Here is a 4,035-nt window from a genome sequence, read left to right on the forward strand (position 1 = left end):
CACGAATTTGCAGCAGATAAGTATGTGCACATCGTTATCCCCCCGAGTTCAATCTCGTCTGCAGGTGAAGAAGAGTTCTCCCTGCTCATGAACAAAGCCAGGACGCTGGATTACCGGGATCGGGAGCAGAAAGCATACTGTGTACTAATGGATTTCATACCTGCCCTGAGTACAGGAGATCTGCGCAGGATGGGGGATGTGATGTGGGAGATCGAGTTCAGGGGATCGAAACGGGCAGAGATAGAACATCATTCATTTGAACTCTACCACTACATGAACCGGCTCAGAAAGGCTGGTCTTGAGTTTGTCGGGATGAGTTCGGTAGGTCCATCCATCGCCATCATTACTGCACTTCCTGCAGATGAACTCAAAAAAATCCTTTCACCCATGGACCTCACCATCGCAATCAGCACTGCGGTTGATAATTGTGGCCAGGTATTTGTATAAAGGGAACCTGGAACCGGACACACCCTTCCGGTTCCAAAGGCATAATGTCGGTGAGGGGTAACATATGAGAATGGCCGGTACCGGAGATAACATTTGAAACCGTTGGGATGTTCTCTCTCCGGAGGTCTGATCTTCTATTCACCGGTTATCAATCGGATACTTCGTCTCACCATCCCTTTCATTCTCGGAATCGGGATGTTGGTTGTCCTTTATTCATTGTATTCATATGATACCTTTCTTGAGTTAGCCGGACTGGTTTTTCTCTATTTCATCCCACCTGCCGGAAAAGAAAGTCTCATTCCTGCAGCTATTGCCATGAAGATCCCATGGTTTACCATATGTGCCGTTCTCACTTTCATCGATATCATCTCATGCCTGTTTATGCTCTGGAACTTTGAGGTTCTCAGCCGGGTACCAATTATCGGGCCGAGGCTGGAGAGGCTTATGCGCAAAGGAAGTGAGGTGTTTGCACGAAATACCTGGCTGGAACGACTGTATCTCGTCGGACTTGCTTTGTTCGTATTCCTTCCTCTTCAGGGCACTGGTGCGGTTTCAGGTACCGTACTCGGAAAAATGGCAGGAATGCCTTCCATAGAGATCTTTTGTGCAATCAGTATCGGTTCAGCCTTGCACAGCCTGGTTATCGGCATTTCTGCGTACGCTCTGAATAAATATCTCGGGCTCAACCTTTGGTACCTGGTTGCATTTATTCTGGGAGTTGTGGTTGTGGTCAGCGTCGGATCCTATATCTGGTACAGGATTACTGACCAGGAACATCAGGAGTGCTCACCGGAAGAATAAAGAATCGATCAGATCCGGTTTCCTGTGTCAATTCATTTCTTCCTTGAATCCTTGATAAGCGGACTCAACTTATCTGGACAGTATCCATGAATGGAGAATCAGGATACATGAACCCAGGATACTCAGAATAAAGAGCACTGATACCAGATTGAAGATGAGATCCCGGTATGAAGCGAGCCAGGGGATCACCCCACACAAAAACCCGAATCCACATACGGTGAACGGCCAGAAGAATGCCCCCAGAATATTATATGCAGTAAACTGGTTGATCTTCATCCTGCTGATTCCGGCAATAAACGGGGTTATTGTCCTGATTATCGGGACGAACCTCCCGATGGTGATGGCCGCATTTCCCCACCGGCAATAAAACTCACGACTCTGTTTTAAGTTCTTCTCAGTCACAATCCGTGAGAAGTGACGACTGATCAACGGCAGACCCAGTCGGGATCCAAGCAGGTAACTGATCTGGTAACCGAAGAATCCTGCAAGAATATATACTACCAGCAGGGATGAGAGATCAAAAAATCCACTGGCAGCTAGCATACCGGATAGGAAAAGGAGTGAATCCCCCGGAAGCCAGATCATCGGAGGTACCCCGTTTTCAAGCAGAATGATCAGAAAAAGGATCAGATATATTAACAGACCTGAAGTTTTCGCAGTACCGATAAGATCCCCAGTCAGGATTTGCGGGACTGCTTCGATAAGCATGAAGAAGAGTTATACCGGTTCATACATTTCTATCCTGCTATGAAATTTGATCCACACGCTTTAACCATTTCAGGGTAGACCTTCGTCTACCAAACCGGCAGAACCGGATGGAGTCTCCCTTCATGCATGAATACGGGATAGCCTATGATATTGTAGAGACAGCACGTCGGGCGGCCATCGAGCATCATGCCCGATTGATCAGCAAAGTGTGTGTTGATGTCGGTGAGATTTCGATGATCAACCCTGAACAGGTTGAATTTCTTTTTGCGACAATCATCGAAGATGATCCGCTATTTGCCGGGACTGTCCTGACCTGCACGGTCATACCTCCGGTGACCCGGTGTGACTGCGGGTATGTGGGTAGTGAGATCTATGTATGCCCTGATTGTGGTGCTCTTCCGTCGATAGAAAAAGGGAAGGAAATTGTGGTCACTAATATTGAAATCGAGGCTGATGAAGAATGAAAGTTACCTTAATGCATGGAGCTGGTGGTGAAGTGATGGGAGAGGTTATCGATATCGTCTCCAGGATCACCAATAAAAATGCTGGTGGAATCGGTCTCGAATCACTGGATGACGGGGCAGTCATTCCGATCGGCAACTCCCAGGTCGTCTTTACTACCGACTCACATATTGTCAGACCACTCTTTTTCCCGGGAGGGGACATCGGGCGGATATCAGTCTGCGGGACGATAAATGATATTGCCATGATGGGTGGCAGGCCTATTGCGATCTCATGTGGACTGGTCCTTGAAGAGGGGTTTGAGTTTGAAGATATCAACCGGATAGTGGACTCGATGAATGAAGCCCTGAATGAGACCGGGGTTTCACTGGTCACTGGTGATACCAAGGTGATGGAAAAGGGAAATCTTGATAAGATCATGATCAACACCACAGGGATCGGAGTTGCAGAGACTGTAGTACGGGACTGCGGGCTGCAGGTTGGTGATGTGATAATCGTATCAGGAACACTCGGGGACCATGGATTCGCTGTGCTCGCCAGCCGGGAGGGTTTCGAATTTGGGGATCAGATTATTTCAGATGTTGCACCACTCGCAGGAATGGTACAGGAGGTCATGAAGATCGGTTCAATTCATGCGATGAAAGATCCGACTCGTGGTGGGTTTGCCAGTGCAATCAATGAGATGGCACGAAAATCCGGTGTGCAGGTGCGAATCACTGAACAGGCACTTCCCATTCACCAATCGGTCAGAAGTGCAGGGATGCTGCTCGGTATCGATCCGCTAGAGGTAGCCAACGAAGGTAAAGTGGTGATGGGGGTTCAGGCAGAAGATGCTGACAAGATTCTTGCAACACTCAGGAATCATAAATACGGGAGAGAGGCTGCAATCATTGGTAGAGTAGTTGCAGGAAAAGGTGTCATCATGGAGACTGCAGCAGGAGGAGAGCGGTTTATCGAGACTCCGTTAGGTGATCCGGTTCCAAGAGTTTGTTAATAGAACCACCATACAGATACCGGGTCTGATGAGATAGTTACAAAAATTTAAAAAAAACCTGGTTTACTATCATGATTCATGTAGCAGATTCAACCCCCGTTCATATTTTCTATATCCGTTTATGTGGTGAAAGATGATGAATTTGATATCATATATAAAAAATAAGGAGTACGAGACAGATTTTGAACAATACTTTCGAGTTGCTCTGCTATTTTTTATCCTAATCGGATTATGGTTTAAATTAATCTCATATACAAATATTATTTTAGATAGTGATGCGGTTCAATTTGGCATCTATAGTAATTCGATTCTCCATGGAAATTTTCTTTTTCACGAAATGTATCTTTCAAATACCGGGAATTATCTTGCTGAAACATATATGTTCCATGTGATACCCCAGATACTGTCTAATTTCAATCCTTTAGTCTTAAAAATTTCTTTTTTTGCAATATTTGTACTGGCTCTGATCTTTTTTTCGATTGTAATTTTTTATATTACAAAAAATCTGACTTCTGCTTTAATTTTTGCTGCACTATTTGCAAATATTGATTCTGGTGCATTTAGTTGCTTTATGCTGATAGCAAAAATGTGGTCCGTTTTTATCTGTGGTTTGTCATTACTGG

At 45.5% G+C, this 4,035-nt stretch carries 4 protein-coding genes and 1 pseudogene; 4 read left to right on the forward strand and 1 reads right to left on the reverse strand.

All coding sequences use genetic code 11. The features are described 5' to 3' along the window. Both LUQ50_RS06650 and LUQ50_RS06655 read left to right on the forward strand, forming a co-directional pair. Positions 1 to 447, forward strand: a pseudogene (locus LUQ50_RS06650) (GHMP kinase); the annotation flags it as partial. A 93-nt stretch (positions 448 to 540) separates the two neighbouring features. After that, positions 541 to 1,248 carry a small multi-drug export protein gene (locus tag LUQ50_RS06655; protein ID WP_300038038.1) on the forward strand — a complete coding sequence of 236 codons (708 nt, stop codon included), beginning with the start codon at positions 541 to 543 and terminating at the stop codon, positions 1,246 to 1,248. 69 nt (positions 1,249 to 1,317) lie between these two features. On the opposite strand, the gene LUQ50_RS06660 is transcribed toward LUQ50_RS06655, so the two are convergent. After that, positions 1,318 to 1,956 carry a DedA family protein gene (locus LUQ50_RS06660; RefSeq protein ID WP_300038041.1) on the reverse strand — a complete coding sequence of 213 codons (639 nt, stop codon included), beginning with the start codon at positions 1,954 to 1,956 and terminating at the stop codon, positions 1,318 to 1,320. A gap of 122 nt (positions 1,957 to 2,078) precedes the next feature. Between LUQ50_RS06660 and LUQ50_RS06665 the strand changes: the two genes are divergently transcribed. Continuing rightward, positions 2,079 to 2,420 (forward strand): hydrogenase maturation nickel metallochaperone HypA, encoded by a 342-nt coding sequence (locus LUQ50_RS06665; RefSeq protein WP_300038048.1) that lies wholly within the window; start codon positions 2,079 to 2,081, stop codon positions 2,418 to 2,420. After that, the gene (gene hypE, locus LUQ50_RS06670; RefSeq protein WP_300038045.1) at positions 2,417 to 3,412 is read left to right on the forward strand and encodes a hydrogenase expression/formation protein HypE; all 996 of its coding nucleotides are present in this window, start codon (positions 2,417 to 2,419) and stop codon (positions 3,410 to 3,412) included. Before LUQ50_RS06665 ends, hypE begins: the two co-directional genes overlap by 4 nt. Positions 3,413 to 4,035 lie beyond the last annotated feature (623 nt).

Origin of the sequence: Methanospirillum sp., from assembly GCF_028679455.1 — an archaeon.
Classification (GTDB): Archaea; Halobacteriota; Methanomicrobia; order Methanomicrobiales; family Methanospirillaceae; genus Methanospirillum.

Bases quoted from the DNA above. Each gene is read 5' to 3' on its own strand.
- LUQ50_RS06665 (WP_300038048.1), top strand. From the start codon at position 2,079: ATGCATGAATACGGGATAGCCTATGATATTGTAGAGACAGCACGTCGG.
- hypE (WP_300038045.1), top strand. From the start codon at position 2,417: ATGAAAGTTACCTTAATGCATGGAGCTGGTGGTGAAGTGATGGGAGAG.
- LUQ50_RS06660 (WP_300038041.1), bottom strand. From the start codon at position 1,956: ATGCTTATCGAAGCAGTCCCGCAAATCCTGACTGGGGATCTTATCGGT.